Below are 18,609 nucleotides of genomic sequence, written 5' to 3' on the forward strand. Positions count from 1 at the left end.
GTTGAAAGTTAAATTATCTTTCCCCAAAAATAGAGCTACCAATTCTCACCATATTGCTGCCACATTCAACTGCTATTTGATAGTCTCCACTCATACCCATGGAGAGTGTGGTAAATTCTTTATTGTCTTTCTTAAGGTCGTCAAAAGCAGTCTTTAATTTCAAAAATTCTGCTTTGACTTGCTCAGTATCATCTGTATAAGTTGCCATTCCCATTAGCCCGATAAGCTTTACATTTTTAAATTTTAAAACTGCATCAGACGATAATATTTCTTTAGCCTCTTCCAGTTCTAAGCCAAATTTTGTCTCTTCCCGGGCAATTTTTATTTGTAACAGGCAATTAATAATACGATCATTCTTTCTTGCTTCTTTGTTGATTTCCTTCAGAAGTTTTAGACTGTCAACCGCATGTACCAGCTGCACAAACGGTGCCATATATTTCACCTTATTTCTTTGAACATGCCCCACCATGTGCCATTCAATATCCTTTGGAAGGGCTTCCCATTTATCGGAAAGTTCCTGGATTTTATTCTCTCCAAAAATTCTCTGCCCCGCATTGTAAGCAATCATTATATCACTCCCGGGTTTCGTTTTTGAGATCGCTACAAGTGTAATTTCACTTCCTAATTCTTCCCTGTACCTTTTAATATTTGCTTCAATGTCCATTTGGTAAATTTAGAAAAAGCCTATTAAACCAACAGAACTTTTTAGGTTCATGGTTTTTATAAGCTGAATTTAAAATTCATAGATTGTTACTCCACTTCTTAATTTCGGTTCAATATAAGTACTTTTTGGCGGCATAGTAAGACCATCATCTGCAACCTGTTTAATTTCTTCTATTGTTAAAGGAAGCATTCCAAAACCAACTGCAAATTTTCCACTGTCCACCTGCGTCTTTATCTCCAGTAAATCATTTTTACCGTGTACGTAGGTGATCCTGCTATCACTTCGCAAATCTTCTATTCCCAGGATTGGCTTCAGGATTTTTTCGTATAAAATATAGGTGTCGAGGGAACTAAGGGAATTTTTAAATTGATAAATAGTTTTCCGTAGGTAAAGTGAGTAAAATTCTCCCTCGAGGTACATGTTGAAATGATGTTTTTTTGAGGGGTAATACACTTCCTTCCCCCTGTTTTCTATCCTAAACCATTCATCAAGTTGCACCAGGAATTCTTCTTTGCTCCAGCCGTTAAGATCTTTTATTAACCTGCTAAATTCATAGATTTCCAGCCTGCTCTCAGGAATAAGAAAACTCATAAAAGAATTGTAAGTTTCTTTTCCCGAATGATGAGGATTGTTTTTCCGGGATTCTTTTGCAAGGAGAAAGGAGGAGGCACTACGGTGGTGACCATCTGCAATATAAATTGACGGCATTAATTCAAACTCCTTCTGAATTTTATTTATAAGCGTAGGATCTTCTATTTTCCAAAGCCAGTGTGTCTCTTTATTATATGTGGAGAATTCATATTCTGGCCTGCTGTCCATAACTTCATCAATAAGAGTATTGATTACATCAGAATCAGGATAGGTGAGAAGCACAGGCTCAGTATTAAAACCCACCACTTTCAAATATTCTTTAAAAAGGTTTTCCCGTAGCTCTAAAGTATCTTCGTGTTTACGAATAATATTCTGTTCATAATCTTCAATACTGGCTGCAGCAATAATCCCTGTGTAAGTGTTTGAGCGGTTAGCCACCTTATAAATGTAATAGCAGGCTTGTTCATCCTGAATAAAAATGTTTTCTTCTTTGAACTCCAGATATCTGTTCCTGACTAACTGAAATCTTTTTTCTCCGGTTACATTTTGCTGAAACTTATAACCCGGGTTAATGATGTGTAAAAATGAAAAGGGATTATACTCCAGTTGTGCAGTAATTTCTCCCGATGTATATTCTTCGTAAGGCCTTGTTGCTACCAATCCTGCTTTGTCCCGTGCGGGTCGTACGGCTTTAAATGGATTTATTATCGCCAAATTTAACTTAAATTGTCAGTTTTAATTATTTTAAGGTTTCAATTACCTTTCGCTCTGGTGGATTGTTTTCTGATGTTAGTTTTTTTGAAAAAATTTAAATTTCAGAAAAAATCATAGACATAATGAGAGTTACTTCTGAAACTGTTTAGAAACTTTTTCTGCTTTTTTATTTTCAGAATAGTCATAAAACCCTTCTCCCGATTTTACTCCCAGTTTTCCAGCCATGACCATATTAGTCAATAATGGTGAAGGGGCGTATTTTGGATTTTTGAATCCGTTATACATGACGTTTAGAATAGAGTGACAAACATCGAGTCCAATAAAATCTGCAAGTTGAAGGGGTCCCATTGGATGTGCCATTCCCAGTTTCATTACCGTATCAATCTCATAAACTCCGGCAACGCCGTTGTATAATGTCTCAATAGCTTCATTGATCATTGGCATCAGGATGCGGTTGGCCACAAAACCTGGATAATCATTGACCTCTACTAGTACCTTTTCGAGCTTTTTTGAAAGCTCCATAATGGTTTTAGTCACTTCATCTGAGGTGTTGTAGCCTCTTATGATCTCCACCAGTTTCATTAAGTACCGGGTTCATAAAGTGCATTCCTATAACCCGTTCGGGATTCGATATTTCAGCTGCTATTTGAGTAATAGATATAGATGAGGTGTTAGTAGCGAGAATAGTATTTTTATCACAATTAGCGTCCAGCTGCTTAAAGATCTGAAGTTTAAGCTTCACATTTTCTGTAGCTGCTTCTACCACCAAATCCATGTTTTTGACTCCGCTTGGAATATCTATATGGGTTTTGATATTTCCTAAAGTAGATTTTTTATCATTTTCAGAAATCTTTTCTTTGGCAACCATCCTGTCCAGGTTTTTGGAAATGGTGTCGAGCCCCTTTTGAAGGCTTTCTTTAGAAATATCTATAAGGTTCACTTTATAACCAAACTGTGCAAAAGTATGTGCAATGCCGTTTCCCATCGTTCCGGCTCCTATAACTGCTATGTTTTTCATTTCAATTAAATTTTTGGCTAAAGAATAATTAGCCACGTTTAAAATAAGTTTAAAACGGCTGGAGATTATTTCTGAAAACTTTCTATCACCTTATTGGCAACCCGTAATGCTTCAGCACCCTGTTCGAGAGAGACTATGGGGATGGTATTATTATTAATGGCATCAGCAAAACTCTCAAGTTCCTGCAGGATGGCATTATTTTCCTCCACTTTCGGATTTTCAAAATAGATTTGTTTTTTCATTCCTTCTGCATTCTGAAGGATCATCGCGAAATCATCAGGATTTTCAGGAGCATCTTTCATCTTTACCACTTCACATTTTCTTTCAAGAAAATCTACTGAAATGTATGCGTCCTTCTGAAAAAATCTGGCTTTTCTCATATTTTTCAGAGAAATCCGGCTGGCTGTGAGATTTGCAACACATCCGTTTTCGAATTCAATGCGTGCATTGGCAATATCCGGAGTGTCACTTATAACTGAAACTCCGCTGGCACTTATTTTTTTAACTTTAGAATCTACCACGCTAAGGATAACATCAATATCATGGATCATCAGGTCCAGTACCACCGGAACATCTGTACCCCGCGGGTTAAATTCAGCTAAACGGTGAGCTTCTATGAACATTGGGAATTCTATCTTATCCTTTACCGCTCTAAAGGCAGGATTAAATCTTTCCACGTGTCCAACCTGTCCCTTTACTTTATGTTTTTTAGCCAGACCAATTAATTCTTCGGCCTCCTGAAAATTTGTAGTAACAGGTTTTTCTATAAAGAGATGTTTTCCCGAAGTTAAGACCTTCTTAGCCACTTCAAAGTGTGCGATAGTAGGAGTTACAACATCAACTACATCAACTGCTTTGATCAATTCTTCAGCAGAAGAAAATCTTTTATAACTAAATTCTTTTTCAACTTTTGAAGCAACTACTTCGTCGCCATCATAAAATCCTATGAGTTCGTATTGTGAAGATTGTTGGAGCAGTTTTAAATGGATCTTACCCAAATGTCCCGCGCCAATTACACCAGCTTTGAGCATTCTTTTACGTTTTGAACAAAAATAGCATTTCTTGAGCTAAAGCCAATATAGATTTAGTTCTAAATGGTTTAGCTCATTCGTTAAATAAAAATTAAAACTTCGCTTGAAGGCTTAGTTTTGTTTGAGTAATTTTATACCCTCTAAGAATATTTGAAGTGCTTAAAGATACATTTAAACATAAAGGAAAACGACAACAACTTGCCGCTACGGTGGCTGCCAAAGGGGTAAAGGATAAGAAGGTCCTGGAAGCCATAAAGAATATCCCGCGGCATTTATTTATGGATAGTAGTTTTGAAGATCATGCTTACCAGGATAAACCTTTTCCTATTGCAGCAGATCAAACTATATCGCAGCCGTATACAGTAGCTTTTCAAACCGAACTCCTTGAAGTTAGCAAGGGAGATTCAGTTTTAGAAATAGGTACGGGAAGTGGTTACCAGACTGCTGTTTTATGTGAATTGGGAGCAAAAGTTTACAGCATTGAAAGGCAACAGGAATTATATAAGAAGACAAAAATATTTCTCAGCAAAATAGGTTACCGTCCTAAATTTTTATCTTTTGGTGATGGTTACAAAGGACTTCCACAGTACGCTCCTTATGACAAGATCATAGTTACTGCCGGGGCTCCTTTTGTCCCCAATCCTTTATTGAGCCAGCTTAAAGTAGGAGGCAGGCTTGTAATCCCGGTTGGCGAAAATACGCAGGTGATGACGCTGTTTATCAGGAAATCTGAAAAAGAATTTGAGAAGCGGGAATTTGGAGATTTTCGGTTTGTTCCTTTACTGGAGGACAAGAATTAGTTTCACCCAGTCCTGCGCGCGAGCACCTTTCAGGAGGGTTTCCACCCCGTCCTTCGGACACCCCTCCGGAGGGCCCACCCCGTCCTTCGGACACCCCTCCGGAGGGACCACCCCGTCCTTCGGACACCCCCTCCGGAGGAGGGGAATGATTAGTCGAGGATTCCAAGGAATTTAAGGCCGAAGATGAAGGCTCCTTCGCGGTTCCCTTCAAAGTTTGAGATAACATAATCCAGTCGCAGCAGACGATATTTTCCAAATCCGAGGTTGTCTATACCTACTGAATATTCCGAATAGGGTTTATTATTTTCAGTTGAAAGGATGTGGGCACCGAGGATGAGGTTGTAATTCAGCCGATTGATTAACGGAAGTTTCCCCAAAATCCAGCCTTTAAAATCGTGCTCCAGGTGGGTTTCAAAATAATCTCTGTTCGTACTTAATGCGTAATATGGGAGAATTAAAAATTCATTGATATAGCTCCCGTTCCCCACTCTGGTCTGGTTACCATTGAAATGTTGAAAATCAGGAAAGGCTATGTCGTCTCCCGATAAAAAAGTACCTCCTTTAAGATTATAATTAAAGGTGCCCTTGTTTCCCAGCTTTACTTCCTGTCTTACTGCTGCACGCAATTGGTCAAAATTGTAATTTTTTATACTCGATCCAAATCCTTTTTCGTAAGCCACATATAGGGTTGGATATTTAATTGAAGGGATATTATATCGACCATCGGGATAGCTTATATATTTTTGGCCAAATTCGAATCTTCCGGTAATATTCAATTTAAAGATTTCGTGTTGCTCAAAGGGAGCAGATTCGGAGACATCCGCTTGGAGGGGGTTGTTAGAAGAGTAATTTATATCATCTCTGTTGTTCCAGGTTTGGTCTGTGGGATTAAAAATGCGGAAGCCTTTCCTGATAGCTTAGATCTGAAAACAAACGAAAGCCGACAAAAACATCCTGTTGCCAGGCGACTTCAGCAAATCTTCGCTCGTATAGTTTCAGATAATTCCGCTCAAAAAGTAGGGTCGATATATCGTTGATCCTTTCAGAAATGGGCTGAGTATCATTTATCTGAACAGCTTCAACACCTCCAGAAACAGTAAGAATTGGTTTGGAAATATTATTAAACTTCTGCTGAAATCCGCCGCTAATGCGAAGACGATCATCACTGAATCCATAGTTGACTGAACTGAAAAGGCGCCAGTATTTACTGTAATTTTCATCTAATTCTTTCCGGAAGCCAATATTTACAGTAGAATTCCATCCCTGTACTGTGTTAAAATGAGTGCCGAAAAGTGGGGAACCAATATTGAAGTACTGTCGCTTATAAGAATTGCTATAGTTATAGCCGAAAAGAACATCTGTTAGTCCAAATTTATTTTTTACAGCATCTACAGAGTCAAGGTAAGTTTTAGATTTTCTCACTACCTGAATGCTATCTTTGCGCACATAATCTTCAATTTCCTCTGTTGTTAAGGGTACAGGCCTCACCGTTTGCCAGTAAAGGGAATCTTTTTTGTTGGCAGCTTCAGCAAAGGAAAGGACCTCCCGGGAAAAGGTATTCTGTAGTTGGGGAGAAAAGTCATAGTCACTATAAACTGCAGTAAATCTTCCGTCGCCGGAGATGCCGAACATATCGAAACTAAAGTCAACCGTTTGGGAGATCTTCACCCAAAACTTATTTTCTTCAGAATACTTAAAATTCTGCCTGAAAGTAAGTACTTCTATAGGAGGAAATTGTAAAGCTTCGCTAATCGTATTCAAATCCACACCATAGATCTCCCAGGAATCCTCTACAATATAAATTAGTCCGGAGAAAACACGGTCTTTGGGACGCTTTGGTGTCACTCTTACTTTATTTATCAGTTTCCCGTTGTCGTCATAAAAAACGCCTTCCAGTTTATAATCATAGTAGTTGAATCCATAATCGGCTACAGGAGAAACTATTTCCGCATTAATATTTACAGTGTTATTATAAAAAGTGAAATTTGATTCCTGTGCAGAATTGAGGCTGAATCCATTATCGTTTCCACTTACCTTGGACGCAATTATCTTCTCCTTGAAGTCGTTGGGCGCGCGGAAGGCAATTTCAGAAATGGTTTCACTAAGATAGATGATGCCACTGCGGGTTGAGTCCAAATTGCCTCCCAAATCACCTACTTCCTGCCCGAGGATCCTCTCCGGAACATTCTGCATTCTCCAAAGGCCCCGCGAATAATAATCAGCTGTATATTGCTTAATCTTTTCCAGATTTTTCTCCCGGCTCGCGATGGCATTCCGCATAATTTTATTTGCAGGATTATCTCCGGAAGTTACAGTGACTTCATCTAAACTTGTCGTTTCTGCCTTAAGTTTCACATCCAGACGGGATGGGAATTCTGCAATATCTATTTCCCGTCTTAAAGTTTCATAACCCAAAAACTGAAACACCAGATTGTATTTTCCAGCTTGAGATATTTTTAATTCGTAGAAACCGTCTTCATTGGTCGTAGTTCCTTTTGTCCCATCTTCAGTATAAATATTGACGTAAGGGAGAGGTTGATTTTCAACATCAGTTACCTTTCCCTGGATCTGACTAAAAATTGTTGTTGAAGAAAAAAGAAAAAGAGAAGGATCTGAATTTTATGCATTTTGATGACTTTGCTTCAGCAAAATAACGGATAAAAGCCTGAAAAGTTTCAGATTCTTAAAAAAAGAGAAGAATCCTGTTGCTTAGTACTCTTTTTTAATTCTGTCAAGGCGACGTTTGCTGTCTCGATCCTTGATAGTCTCTCGCTTATCGTACAGCTTTTTACCTTTAGCCAAAGAAATTTCCATCTTTGCAAGCCCCCGATCATTAATAAAAAGACGCAGGGGTATTATAGTCAACCCCGAATTTTTCACCTCTTTCTCCAGCTTTTTTAATTCCTGACGTTTGAGTAAAAGTTTTCTTTCACTTTTAGGATTGTGGTTGAAGTGAGTGGCGTGAGAATACTCTTCAACATGCATGTTTATCACAAAAAGCTCATTGTTCTGGAATTCACAAAAACTTTCGGCAATAGAGGCTTTACCTTCACGAATAGCTTTTATTTCGGTTCCTGCCAGCATAATTCCGGCTTTATACTTATCGAGAATTTCGTACTCAAATTTTGCTTTGCGATTCTTTATGTTGATGTTATTCTTCATAGATCAACAAAAATAGCAAGCTTTCTTTAGAATAAGCTACATGTAAATGTAAATTTTGAGAGCGTTACTTATTATTTGTAGGAAGCTATCATCTCATAATTTAAAACAGCTTCATAATTTTAAGAATTGCAGTATTTACCTATATTTGGCTAATTACCAAAATTTATGAAATACCTTTTTATATTCTTTTCCGCATTCTTATTGGTTGCATGTGAAGAGGAAAATCAAGAATCTCAGGCTCAGGAAATTATTGATAAAGCTATTGAGGTGGCCGGGGGTGAAAAATACAGGAAAGCAACTATTCAATTTAATTTTAGGGACCACAGCTACAAAAGCAGCCGTAATGGAGGCGAATTTCACCTGGAGAGGGTAATTTTAGATTCCTTAGGAGTTATAAGAGATGTGGTAAGTAATACCTAGTTTCCAAAGATATATAAATGATACAGCCGTAGCTGTTCCCGATTCTATGGCTATTCGATATGGGAGTAGTGTAAATTCTGTTCATTATTTCGCCCATCTTCCTTATGGTTTAAATGACAGAGCTGTCAATAAGAAATTAGTGGGAGACGCAATTATTAAAGGAGAACCTTATCATGAATTGAAAATCACTTTCCAGCAGGAGGGAGGGGGAGCAGATCATCATGATGAGTTTTTGTACTGGATACACAAAGAGAAATTTACCATAGACTATTTTGCGTATAAATTTATTGTAAACGACGGGGGAATAAGGTTTAGGGTGGCATATAATCCCCGAATCATTGAAGGCATTAGGTTTGTTGATTATGAAAATTACATATTACATGATCCTGTTGTAAAACTTGAAAATCTTGATGAGCTTTATGAGCAGGGAAAACTGGAAATGCTGTCTACCATTGAGAAAGAAATTGTGGAGGTTGAGGTGAAGGATTAAATTATTATTGGCTGCTGAAGCTTTTCAGGGAATGTAGTTCCGAAATTTAGATAAGTTATTTTAAGCAGGTAGATCTTCTCTGAAACTTCAAATTAACCGGAAAGAAACCCGGGTTTATTTTTATATTTCGTTGGGGGATTTATTAATTTTGAGGAGTTTATAAACTCATTAACAAATTCCTGAAATGAAAATATTTCTGTTGTTTTTCAATGTGTTAATACCATCAAAAGCAACTTCCCAATTATATTTTCCGGGGAATATTCTTATTAAGAGTCTGCTAAAAAGGTTCATTTTAGCAGTTCCTGTTTTTCTACTTCTTTCCTGCGGAAAAAAAGAGTCTGCAACTGTATTGGTTTTACCCACTATTCAGGCTTCGCACGAGCATAACAGCAACTACAATTATAAAATTTTATTCGAGGTTATCCGGGAATTTGATCCTCACGTTATTGGACTCGAAATAAGACCTGAAGATATTTCACAAGACAAAGAATATCTGGAGCTATTTTACACTGGTGAAATGATCATGGTAAGAGATTCTTTTCCTGATAAAGTTGTAGGAATTGATTATTATGGAAAATCTTTTGAAGACCAGCTATTACCAAAAGATGTTTTTAAAGATTCCACCAATGTACTTGGGAAATTTGTGCTTTTAGAGCAGCGAATGAATACAGATACCCTGGTCCAGCGAAAGAAAAAGGAGCTGGGAATGCCGGAAATCCTGGAAGAGCAAAAAAGAATTGCCAGGATATATTCCCCTCAGCAATTAATGAACGGGGAATATGATAGTCTTACAAAAAGATATTACACCCTTCTGGAAAAATTTTTAAACACTGCGGAGTATGAGGAATACATTGAATTTAATAAGCTTCGCAATGAAAGAATTACCAAAAATTCTATAGACCTCATTAAAGATTATTCGGGAAAGAGAATTCTACTTTTAGTTGGAGCTAACCATCGACCGGATATAGTGGAGGCAGTAAACGATTTAAAGCGGGTGAAGCATCAGGTAGCTTTGAGCGATCCCAGGATGAAAAAGAAAATTAATAAGGAGGCACCAGCAGTTGAGAAACAACAAATTTTTATCGATGCTCCTGTAGAAGTAGTATGGGAGGTTCTCACAGAAATTAATTCCTGGCCAGAATGGCAGGAGAAAGTGCAGAAAGCTGAACTAACAGGAAAAGTAGAGGAAGGTGCCAAATTTGAATATAGGTCAGGCGGAATAAATTTTAAATCTCAAATACATACCTACGATCCTTATACATCCTTTGGGTGGACGGGAAAGACCATGGGGGCAAGTGCGGTCCATAACTGGAATTTTATGGAGGAAAAAGAAGGGACTGTCGTAAGTGTTGAGGAAAGTATAGAAGGTTTGTACCCCAGCCTTCTGAAGAAGAAATTCCGGAATGAACTTCAGGCTGGTATGGAAATGAATCTTCAGGAGTTAAAGAAGGAAAGTGAAAAAAGAAATAATTCCTGAAAAAACAAAATTCTTTAAGCCTAAAACTATTTTTAGCTAATAACCAATTTTCTAAAAACCTGAAATTTTAAGGGGCTTCATTTAAGAGTGCCTGGAGATCAAGAGGACGGGTATACATTTCAATAGAACCGTCAGCACCTCTTGGCCACTCTTCCCCCGGGCGGTCCCAGTAAAGTTCTACCCCGTTTCCATCGGGATCGTTGAGATATAAAGCTTCAGAAACACCGTGATCAGCAGCTCCCGTAAGTGGATAATCTGCCTGCCGAATTCTTTTGAAAATAACAGCAAGGTCCTTGCGAGTTGGATATACAATTGCGGTGTGATATAAGCCTACTCCATAGGGTAAGTGCTTAGTGGTGCATTCTTGCTGTTCCAGGTGTTAAGGCCAATGTGGTGGTGGTATCCTCCGGCAGATATAAAGGCTGCCTGATCTCCATACATCTGCGTTAACTCAAACCCTAACAGGTCCCGGTAAAAACCGAGAGACCTGTCAAGATCTGCAACTTTTAAATGAATGTGGCCTATTCTCGTTTGAGCAGGAATACTGTAATTATCCATAATTCATTATTTAATTAATCGCAACCATCAATTCCACAGGAATCACCTTCTTTAATAATAACTAAGTTTTGGTTCCTCGGTTTCTTCCCATGTTTTTTGCAAAATTTCCAAAAAGGTCTCTTCAGCCTGTGCTCCCGAAACTCCATATTTGTTGCTGAACACAAAAAACGGAACTCCACGTACTCCAATCTTCTGGGCTGCAAGTTCATCTTGTTTAACAGCCTGTAAAAATTTACCTGAAGTTAATACTTCCTTTGTTTCTGCTTTGTCCAAACCTACAACATTTGCAATCTCGACGAGGGTGTCAATATCATCAATATTTTTGGCTTCTTTAAAGTGAGCAATAAAAAGCGCTTCTTTCATTTCGTTTCCTAAAGATTTGGTTTTAGCAAACTGCAGGAGCTGGTGTGATTTTTCTGAATTTGCCAAAACAGAAGTTTCCGGCTTTAGTTCAATTCCTGATTCCTCTGCCATTTTTTTGGCTCCGTTAAACATTTGCAATGCCTGTTCCCGTGAAACTCCTTTTACTTCAGTGAAATAATCTATTGTATCTTTTTCCGGTTGAGTTTGAAGATTGGGGTCAAGTTGAAAACTATGCCATATCACTTCCACATCTTTTTTATGAGGAAAATTCTCAAGAGCGTTTTCAAATTTTCTTTTTCCTATATAACAAAAGGGACAACGAATATCTGACCAAATATCTACTTTCATACTTTTAATTCTTTATTAAATAAGAGATTGTGTATTACCTGTTTTATGTCGGAAAAAAAGGTAGTTCCTTAAAATAAATATTTATTTGAAGATCAGTTCATTAGCAATTTCTATTTCTTCCATAGATATTGTGTGTGGCCTGTTATCATACACTTTCACGGTTACTGAAGCATTCATTTCCTCAAGAATGCCAGCCGATTTTTCCACCCTTTCCACTGGAACGTGAGGATCGGGATTTCCTGTACCGATAAAAATTGGGGTACCGCCAAAATCTCCATTATATTTATCATTGTAGATCCTGTCACCTATAAGTCCGCCCGTGAAAGCTACAACACCGCCGTATCTCTTTGCATTTAGGGTTACAAATTCCAGGGTGAGGCAGGCTCCTTGAGAAAAGCCCAAAAAATAAATATTTTCTGATGAAAACCCTTTTGATTCTATTTCTTGAAGGAGTTCTTTCAACATTTGCAATGCTGAAGAAAGTCCCGGTTCATTTTGCTCCCGTTTAGCAAGAAAGGAATAAGGATACCAGGTATTTCCCGTTGCTTGCGGTGCAAAAAGCGCATAATTTTTTACATTAAGATGATCTCGAAGACTTAGGATATCCTCTGCATTTCCACCCCTTCCATGGATCATTACAAGCGCTTTTTTAGCTTCTGATATTTCTTTGCCGGAAGTTTTAATGTTTTTTTCGTGCATCGTTTTTAGTTGTTTTGGAGTTAGAAGTCGGAAGTCGGAAGTCGGAAGTCGGAAGTCGGAAGTCCGAAGTCCGAAGTCAGAAGTCTGAAGTCCGAAGTCTGAAGTCCGGAGTCAGAAGTCGGAAGTCTGAAGTCCGAAATCCGAAGTCCGGGGATCGAAGTTAGTTTTTGTTTTCGGTTATTTTATGATTCTATTTCTACTTTATATTTTTACGAAATGCGACCATCATGTTCATTAAATTATAAGCAAAGTCATAGTGATTAGTAAGTTCGTCATTTGTAAAATAGCTTCTGTTTTTTGCTTTATGTAAACAGGTAACTATTCAGCTAATGATCTAATGGAATATCCTACAAATTTCTTAAATTCAGGATTTGATTGACCAATTGCTCCTTCAGAAATGTTTAAAGCTATTGAATCTGCAGCTCTACGAATTTGGGAGATTAAATTGAATTGTTCCTCTTTTGGAAACTTCCCGGAAGATACATGGATTTGTTCCCCAAAATCCATGGCTTTTTGCCAGATTATCAATTTTTCAAATTTAAAGGACATCGTTGTAACTTTCTAAATCCATATACTTACCTATTCTTTTATCAATTTTCCAACTTTTTAACTCCCACTTCCAGCTCATGACTTCCAGCTCCCGACTTCCGACTTCCGACTTCGGACTTCCGACTTCCAGCTCCCAACTTCCTACTCTTCTTCCGTTTTCAGCTCCGGCAGTACCTTTTCAATTTCTTCTTTAAACGGTTTATACTTGTCTGGTAATTGGAGCGTACTACCAAGTTGCTCTACAGTCTCATCTGTTGCAAATCCGGGATTATCAGTAGCGATTTCAAACAGTACTCCTCCCGGTTCGCGGAAGTAGAGAGAATAGAAATAATCGCGGTTTATTTTTTCGGTGATATGTAAACCTTTTTTCAGCACTTTCTCCCGATAATCCATCAGGATTTCTTCATCTTTAACTCTAAAGGCCACGTGATGATTTGTACCGCTTGGCATTGAGCCCCTGGGATGCATTTTTTTCCTCCCGAATATCAACTATTGCGGCTGTATCTATTGCATTAGTCCTGTAACGGTGTAAATTGCCTTCACTCTCTCTGAATTCATAATCGAAAATATCAGTTAGAATTTCTGCCGTTGGCTTTTTGTCGTTTAGAGTAAGGGTAACATTATGGAAGCCTTTTAATGCTACTTCTGCATTTACTTCAGCAGTCTCCCAGGGTTTACGCTCGTCTGTTGTTCCGGGAACAATTAATTCCAGGTTAAGACCGTCAGGATCTTTAAAATTCAGGTATTTTTCTCCGAACTTTTCTGAAATTTCTCCTCTCATAACACTATTGTTGTCCAGCCTTTCCAGCCAAAACTCCAGGCTTCCTTCAGGTACAGAATATCCAATTTCTGTAGCCATGCCAGCTCCGGCTTTCCCCTGCCTTACCCGTGGCCAGGGAAAAAAGGTTAAGATGCTTCCCGGGGATCCTATGCCATCGCCAAAGTAAAAATGGTAAGTTTTTGGATCATCAAAATTTACCGTTTTCTTTACCATCCTTAGCCCCAGCACCTTTGTGTAAAAGTCATAGTTTTTCTGGGCATCTCCTGCTATGGCGGTTATATGATGTAATCCTAAGATTTTGTTTTTCATTATTGCAGTTTTAAAAGGAATAATTGTAAAGATAAGTAGATATTTTGGGGAAATAGAACTAATGAAAATGGCTTGTGGAGTAGCAGGATACCTCATATAAGAAACCCTTTTCTCCACAGGTAATGAAAAAAATTTTCTGTTTAAACTTTTATATTGACAGGCTGGTAAAAAAAAGAGAAATTTGATTTACCAGTCTGTTCCTTTCCTAAAGGAAGGTTCCAGGTTGTGGAGCTTATTATCTGTTGATAATTTTTTAGTAATTTTAAGGATTAACATTTCTATAACTTATACATCCTTATTATGAAAAAGATTCTTCTGCCAGTGCTCTTTTTTCTTTGTCTTGTTTCCTGCAAAGAGAAGGAAGAACCGAAAGCAAAGAAAGAAATAGCTACTTATTCCATTGAACAATTTATGGATAACGAATCGGTATTCGGAGGAAGCTTTTCTCCTGATAATTCCAGGCTGTTGGTTACCAGTAATCGATCGGGAATTTTTAATATGTATACCATTCCGGTTTCAGGAGGGGAATTCACACCTGTAACAGAATCTGATAGCGCATCAGTTTACGCTATTTCTTATTTTCCTGAAGACGAAAGAATACTTTTTAGAATGGATGACAACGGTGATGAAGTCTACAAGATCTTTGTAAAAGACGGGGATAGTATAAGACGTCTTACTCCTGCTGAAAATGCGAGGGCACTGTTCTACGGTTGGTCTAAAGATGGAAATAGTTTTTACTACGGAAGCAATCAAAGGGACAGTAAGTATACTGATGTTTATAAAATGGATACCGAAACCTTTACTCCCGAGCTTATTTATGAAAATTCTGAAGCTTATGATTTCGGGCGTATTTCTCCTGATGGAAAATTTATCGCTTTAAGTAAGTCGATTAATACAAATGATTCAGATCTTTTTCTTTACAATCTTGATTCAAAGGATTTAAAAAAGATAAACAGTACACAAAGCGGAAATTCTCCCCAGGATTTCTCTCCTAATAGTGAGTACTTCTACTATACAACTGATGCCGGAGCCGAATTCTCTTACCTAATGAGATATGATATTGAAAATGGATCTACAGAAAAGGTAATGGAAAAAGATTGGGACATTGCAGGAATGGGATTTAGTGAAAAGGGAATCTACCAAATGGTCTTCATTAATGAAGATGCGGCAAATACGATTGAAGTTACCAATACCAAAACAGGTGAAGAGGTAGATTTTCCTGAATTTGAAAATGCTTTTATAACAGGTTTGGATATTTCCCGTGATGAAAGTATGGCTGTTTTAAACGTGGGTGGATCGCACACACCTACCAATCTCTATTCGTACAATATGAAAACGGGAGAGCATACAAAACTTACCAATGTTCTAAACGATGAAATTGAGCAGGAGGATCTTGTCACAGCCGAAGTTATTCGATATGAATCCTTTGATGGGACTGAAATACCTGCAATTTATTACAAACCCCACAATGCATCTGTAGAAAATAAAGTCCCTGCTCTTGTATGGGTACATGGAGGGCCGGGAGGACAATCGAGGCAGAACTTCAGTTCATTCATTCAATATCTTGTGAATCACGGCTATGCTGTTTTAGCAGTAAATAATCGCGGAAGTAGTGGGTACGGGAAAACATTTTTCCAAATGGATGATCAAAACCACGGCGACAAAGATCTTAAAGATTGTATTGAAGGAAAAAATTGGTTAGCAGAACAGCCAGAAATAGACCCTGCTAAAATTGGGATTATTGGAGGTTCCTACGGAGGCTTTATGACCATGGCAGCGCTCACCTTTGCTCCTGAAGAATTTGACGTGGGAGTGAATATCTACGGAGTAACAAACTGGATGAGGACCTTAAAAAGTATTCCGCCCTGGTGGGAGTCTTTTAAGGATGCTCTTTATCTTGAGATGGGTGATCCTAACACCCAGGATAGTGTGAGGTTAAAAGAAATTTCTCCCTTATTTCATACGGAAAATGTTACAAAGCCCTTGCTTGTATTGCAGGGATCGCAGGATCCAAGCGTCCTCCAGGTGGAGTCTGACGAAATAGTAGAGAACGTGCGGAAGAATGGGGTGCTAGTAGAGTACGTACTGTTCGAGGATGAAGGACATGGGTTTGTAAAAAAGGAAAATCAAATAGAGGCTTATGAAAAGACATTAGAATTCCTGAATAAGTATCTTAAAGAAAAGCCTGCCGAGGTAAAGGAAATTAAAACCTGATCCCGATTTTATAATTATACAAAAGGGGCCAACTGGCCCTTTTGTATTTTCTGCTGATTAACTAAGTCGTTTCCTCTTCGGCTGTTACAGGATCAATTACAGCCATAACCTTATTTACTGAGTTAGCGGGGAAGCCTCCCTGCCTGGCATGTTCTTGTATCATTTCTTCATTTGGAGCATTGTAGATACAGTAGATTTTATTTCCTGTAACATAGCTATGAACCCAGTTTATCTGGGGTCCCAGGTTTTGCAAAACTCCACAGGAGGTTTGGGAAATAGATTTTAGTTGATCTGCAGAAAGTTCCCCGGCGCCGGGAATTTCCCTTTCAATTACAAATTTTGGCATGACATTAATGAATTAATTGATCCTACTCTTCTGGCTTTTCGGTTTCTCCCCGTTTAACTCCGGTGACGGCCACTAAGTCACAATACAATTAAATAGTATTACCTGCAAAAAAGAAGATGCAGTAGCTGGCTGGTAAAAAGAATTACTATCTAATTTACTGATTTTCCGGATTTAAGGTCTTGCTTGAGGAAAAAAAGTTAAATTAAAACTCAATGGCAGTGACAACTTCTAATATTATTTCCTCTCCTAACTCTTCTTCTATTTCGTTTTTAATTCGTTTTATATCTTCATCCTTGAGAGAACTGGAGCCAACAAGTCTCACTGAAACTCTTAAAGGAGTACCCAGCCTTACTTTTACATTTCTTAAAACAACTTTGTCAAATGTTGCCTTCTCCAGGATATTTGTGAAAGCGGCTTCTTCCTGAATACGATTAAAGGATAGAGAAAGGGGGATCATAACAAGTATAACTATTAGCAGTGTGTACACCAATCCCATTCTGGCCCGTTTAAAAGGGGCAAAACCTAACAGAAGAAAAGTAATTCCTGCAAATAATATAATTCCTGCCATGTTAGTGAGATAAAGCAGGAAAGCACCTGAAAATACTTCCCAGCTCCACCAGCCAATTCCTATTCCCGCAACGGCAAGAGGAGGAACAAGAGCCACCGCAATAGCGACTCCCGCAAGACTCTTAGCAATCTCTTCTTTGGCATGAGCATAAGCTGCAGCAATACCCGATGCCACTGCTATACCGAGGTCAAGAAGAGTAGGAGAGAGTCGTGCATCAATTTCGGGAGTGAGAACTTTTAATGGGATCATTAAACTAACAACCGCTGCAAAAGTAAGTGCCACCAGGGTTCCAATGAGAATTGTAATTATGCCCTTTTTAAGCATGTTTGTGTCATACCTCACCATTCCCATAGAAAAAGAAACTATAGGAGATATAATGGGCGCAAGGATCATAGCTCCAATAATTACCGGAGAAGAGTTTCCAAACAGTCCAAAGGTGGCAATAACGGCAGAGAGGATCATCATCACCACAAAAGGAGATGAAACTTTTGCATTTTCTCTTAGCACCTTGAAAAGTTCCTGAAACTCTTCTGTAGTAGCCCGGGGCAAAATAGGGAGTTTTCTTTTAGTAAGTTCGTCTCTTAATTCCCCTTTAGGCAGCTTTTCTGTCTTAAAACTCTTTTTTTCTCCTCCTCCGTTTTCTTCGGTAGCATAAATGCTTTTTTGTTTTAAAAGAAGGGCTTCCTGTTTAACCTCCAGTATAATAACCTCTGCAGAATTCTTTAAACCATCTACGGTAAAATCGATAGCTGTTTCATTTTCAATCTTTAAATAAGGTGCTTTTATTTGACCTATAAATGAGGGTAAGACATCCATAGGCTTTTTCCGAGGCATCAAACTTCGCAACAGAAACCAGAATAATTCAAAGACATTCTGGGGAGAAAGTATCAACACATGAAACATTCCGTCGTTAGTAGCACTTTTGGAAATAAGTCTTTTTGATACTACAGAGTTTAAAGGATGCTCAACTACAATCATTCCCAGTGCAGATGTAAGGACAATCTTCTCCTCGTCTGAACTTAGTCTAAAAGATCTATGAGTTAAAGAAGGTAACTTTTTAAGGTTTTTTAGAAAATTTACAACCTCCTGCACAAAAGATCTTTTTACAGGTGCCTCAGTCAATGCAAAAACATCTCCGATATTTACTGCCTGGAACACGGGCTTTCCGTTACAAAAAAGAAAATCTAACCTGTGACTGTCCTTACTATCCAGGATTTCCTTGACGGCTTCTTCTAATTTGCCGGAAGTTCCCAAACCTTTAGAGGTATAGGTGTTCCCGGGGTGGGGTAGTACTCCCCACTAAGCCAATGACGTTCCCCCGCTAGAGGAAGGAAACCTCTTAAATCTTCATCGTTTAAGTAGGCTATAACAGTTGCTCCTTCTTCTGCATTGAAATCATCAGGAAAAGGAAATTCTACCGTTCTTGTCTCACATTTAGACAGAAGGGGAAGAACATTTTTTTTTACTGTTTCTATATCAGCTGTTTGATGTAGAATATAATACATAG

Annotated in this window: 21 protein-coding genes and 1 pseudogene; 5 read left to right on the plus strand and 17 right to left on the minus strand. The window is 38.3% G+C overall.

Features of this window, described 5'->3' with window-relative positions; all coding sequences use genetic code 11:
• Positions 1–13: 13 nt before the first annotated feature.
• The 4 genes and pseudogenes from LZ575_RS21825 to LZ575_RS21840 form a co-directional block, all read right to left on the minus strand.
• Positions 14–664, minus strand: coding sequence for a YggS family pyridoxal phosphate-dependent enzyme (locus LZ575_RS21825; protein WP_235327343.1), 651 nt, complete (start codon positions 662–664; stop codon positions 14–16).
• A 69-nt stretch (positions 665–733) separates the two neighbouring features.
• Positions 734–1,969: a DUF1015 domain-containing protein gene (locus LZ575_RS21830; protein ID WP_235327345.1), complete on the minus strand. Its 1,236-nt coding sequence runs from the start codon at positions 1,967–1,969 to the stop codon at positions 734–736.
• A gap of 129 nt (positions 1,970–2,098) precedes the next feature.
• Positions 2,099–2,987 (minus strand): annotated as a pseudogene (locus LZ575_RS21835) (3-hydroxyacyl-CoA dehydrogenase family protein).
• Positions 2,988–3,052: 65 nt separating this feature from the next.
• Positions 3,053–4,018, minus strand: coding sequence for a Gfo/Idh/MocA family protein (locus LZ575_RS21840; RefSeq protein WP_235327347.1), 966 nt, complete (start codon positions 4,016–4,018; stop codon positions 3,053–3,055).
• Between the two features lie 155 nt (positions 4,019–4,173).
• Between LZ575_RS21840 and LZ575_RS21845 the strand changes: the two genes are divergently transcribed.
• Positions 4,174–4,818: a protein-L-isoaspartate(D-aspartate) O-methyltransferase gene (locus LZ575_RS21845; protein ID WP_235327349.1), complete on the plus strand. Its 645-nt coding sequence runs from the start codon at positions 4,174–4,176 to the stop codon at positions 4,816–4,818.
• 149 nt (positions 4,819–4,967) lie between these two features.
• Here LZ575_RS21845 and LZ575_RS24095 read toward each other — a convergent pair whose 3' ends face one another.
• From LZ575_RS24095 to smpB, 3 genes are all read right to left on the minus strand, one after another.
• Complete coding sequence (locus tag LZ575_RS24095) at positions 4,968–5,732, minus strand: DUF5686 family protein (protein ID WP_311196137.1); 765 nt, start codon at positions 5,730–5,732, stop codon at positions 4,968–4,970.
• Positions 5,707–7,398, minus strand: a complete 1,692-nt coding sequence (locus tag LZ575_RS21850) for a DUF5686 and carboxypeptidase regulatory-like domain-containing protein (protein WP_311196138.1) — start codon at positions 7,396–7,398, stop codon at positions 5,707–5,709. Before LZ575_RS21850 ends, LZ575_RS24095 begins: the two co-directional genes overlap by 26 nt.
• Positions 7,399–7,527: 129 nt before the next feature.
• On the minus strand, positions 7,528–7,980 hold the full coding sequence (smpB, locus tag LZ575_RS21855; RefSeq protein ID WP_235327351.1) for an SsrA-binding protein SmpB: 453 nt from the start codon (positions 7,978–7,980) through the stop codon (positions 7,528–7,530).
• A 165-nt stretch (positions 7,981–8,145) separates the two neighbouring features.
• On the opposite strand from smpB, the gene LZ575_RS21860 reads away from it, so the two are divergent.
• From LZ575_RS21860 to LZ575_RS21870, 3 genes are all read left to right on the plus strand, one after another.
• Positions 8,146–8,400, plus strand: coding sequence for a DUF6503 family protein (locus LZ575_RS21860; RefSeq protein WP_235327353.1), 255 nt, complete (start codon positions 8,146–8,148; stop codon positions 8,398–8,400).
• Positions 8,401–8,446: 46 nt separating this feature from the next.
• A complete protein-coding gene (locus tag LZ575_RS21865) occupies positions 8,447–8,890 on the plus strand; it encodes a DUF6503 family protein (RefSeq protein WP_235327355.1) in 444 nt (147 codons plus the stop codon).
• 184 nt (positions 8,891–9,074) lie between these two features.
• On the plus strand, positions 9,075–10,367 hold the full coding sequence (locus LZ575_RS21870) for an SRPBCC family protein (RefSeq protein ID WP_235327357.1): 1,293 nt from the start codon (positions 9,075–9,077) through the stop codon (positions 10,365–10,367).
• A 67-nt stretch (positions 10,368–10,434) separates the two neighbouring features.
• Here LZ575_RS21870 and LZ575_RS21875 read toward each other — a convergent pair whose 3' ends face one another.
• The 7 genes from LZ575_RS21875 to LZ575_RS21905 all read right to left on the minus strand — a co-directional run bounded on the left by LZ575_RS21875 (position 10,435) and on the right by LZ575_RS21905 (position 13,974).
• A complete protein-coding gene (locus LZ575_RS21875; RefSeq protein ID WP_311196139.1) occupies positions 10,435–10,743 on the minus strand; it encodes a VOC family protein in 309 nt (102 codons plus the stop codon).
• On the minus strand, positions 10,698–10,925 hold the full coding sequence (locus LZ575_RS21880) for a VOC family protein (protein WP_235327359.1): 228 nt from the start codon (positions 10,923–10,925) through the stop codon (positions 10,698–10,700). The genes LZ575_RS21875 and LZ575_RS21880 overlap by 46 nt, the downstream gene beginning before the upstream one ends.
• A gap of 51 nt (positions 10,926–10,976) precedes the next feature.
• The gene (locus LZ575_RS21885) at positions 10,977–11,636 is read right to left on the minus strand and encodes a DsbA family oxidoreductase (protein WP_235327361.1); all 660 of its coding nucleotides are present in this window, start codon (positions 11,634–11,636) and stop codon (positions 10,977–10,979) included.
• 81 nt (positions 11,637–11,717) lie between these two features.
• Positions 11,718–12,335 (minus strand): alpha/beta hydrolase, encoded by a 618-nt coding sequence (locus LZ575_RS21890; protein WP_235327363.1) that lies wholly within the window; start codon positions 12,333–12,335, stop codon positions 11,718–11,720.
• A 318-nt stretch (positions 12,336–12,653) separates the two neighbouring features.
• A complete protein-coding gene (locus LZ575_RS21895) occupies positions 12,654–12,884 on the minus strand; it encodes a four helix bundle protein (RefSeq protein WP_235327365.1) in 231 nt (76 codons plus the stop codon).
• 141 nt (positions 12,885–13,025) lie between these two features.
• Positions 13,026–13,310: a VOC family protein gene (locus LZ575_RS21900; RefSeq protein WP_235327367.1), complete on the minus strand. Its 285-nt coding sequence runs from the start codon at positions 13,308–13,310 to the stop codon at positions 13,026–13,028.
• A complete protein-coding gene (locus LZ575_RS21905; protein ID WP_235327369.1) occupies positions 13,300–13,974 on the minus strand; it encodes a ring-cleaving dioxygenase in 675 nt (224 codons plus the stop codon). Before LZ575_RS21905 ends, LZ575_RS21900 begins: the two co-directional genes overlap by 11 nt.
• Positions 13,975–14,274: 300 nt before the next feature.
• Between LZ575_RS21905 and LZ575_RS21910 the strand changes: the two genes are divergently transcribed.
• A complete protein-coding gene (locus LZ575_RS21910) occupies positions 14,275–16,188 on the plus strand; it encodes a S9 family peptidase (protein WP_235327371.1) in 1,914 nt (637 codons plus the stop codon).
• A gap of 61 nt (positions 16,189–16,249) precedes the next feature.
• On the opposite strand, the gene LZ575_RS21915 is transcribed toward LZ575_RS21910, so the two are convergent.
• The 3 genes from LZ575_RS21915 to LZ575_RS21925 all read right to left on the minus strand — a co-directional run bounded on the left by LZ575_RS21915 (position 16,250) and on the right by LZ575_RS21925 (position 18,607).
• Complete coding sequence (locus LZ575_RS21915; protein ID WP_235327373.1) at positions 16,250–16,534, minus strand: DUF4242 domain-containing protein; 285 nt, start codon at positions 16,532–16,534, stop codon at positions 16,250–16,252.
• 202 nt (positions 16,535–16,736) lie between these two features.
• On the minus strand, positions 16,737–18,356 hold the full coding sequence (locus LZ575_RS21920; RefSeq protein ID WP_235327375.1) for a TIGR00341 family protein: 1,620 nt from the start codon (positions 18,354–18,356) through the stop codon (positions 16,737–16,739).
• Complete coding sequence (locus LZ575_RS21925) at positions 18,335–18,607, minus strand: hypothetical protein (RefSeq protein WP_235327377.1); 273 nt, start codon at positions 18,605–18,607, stop codon at positions 18,335–18,337. Before LZ575_RS21925 ends, LZ575_RS21920 begins: the two co-directional genes overlap by 22 nt.
• Between the last annotated feature and the right edge of the window lie 2 nt (positions 18,608–18,609).

The sequence above is a fragment of the Antarcticibacterium sp. 1MA-6-2 genome, from assembly GCF_021535135.1.
In the GTDB taxonomy this organism is placed as follows: domain Bacteria; phylum Bacteroidota; class Bacteroidia; order Flavobacteriales; family Flavobacteriaceae; genus Gillisia.